Raw genomic sequence first — 536 nt, forward strand, 5'->3', positions numbered from 1 at the left:
GCGGCCATCACGGAGGGCCTGTCCCGGGTGCGCATCGGTAAGGACGCGGTCTCCAGGGTAGCCCAGCGCCTGGAGGAGGAACTCTCCGCCTGGCGCGGCCGGCCTTTGGAGCTGGCCTACCCCTACCTCTACCTGGACGCGGCCTACTTCAAGGTGAACTGGGGCGGGCGGGTGGTGGACCTGGCCCTTCTGGTGGCGGTGGGGGTGAACGCGGAGGGCTACCGGGAGGTGCTGGTGGTGGAACCGGCGGGCGGGGAGCGGAAGGAGGCCTGGAGGAACCTCCTGAAGGGCCTGGTGGAGCGGGGGCTTCGGGGGGTGAGGCTGGTCATTTCCGACGACCACCCTTCCATCCGCCAAGCGGTGATGGCGGAGCTTCCTGGGGCCAGCTGGCAGCGGTGCGTGGTGCACTTTATGCGGAACGTTTTAGCTCATGTGCCGCAGTCGGAGCGGGGCGTGGTGGCCGAGGAGCTCCAGGAGGTGTTTGTGGCGCGGCGGCGGGGCACGGCGGAATCTCTGGCCCGGGGGTTCGTTGAGCG

The 536-nt window shown here is 69.6% G+C and carries 1 protein-coding gene; it reads left to right on the forward strand.

What is annotated here, in order from left to right; translation table 11 throughout:
- Positions 1–536 (forward strand): transposase (locus NW807_RS10480; protein ID WP_414426067.1); only part of this gene is annotated, 536 nt, incomplete at both ends.

The sequence above is a fragment of the Synechococcus sp. R70.1 genome, assembly GCF_047461675.1.
Classification (GTDB): Bacteria; Cyanobacteriota; Cyanobacteriia; order Thermostichales; family Thermostichaceae; genus Thermostichus.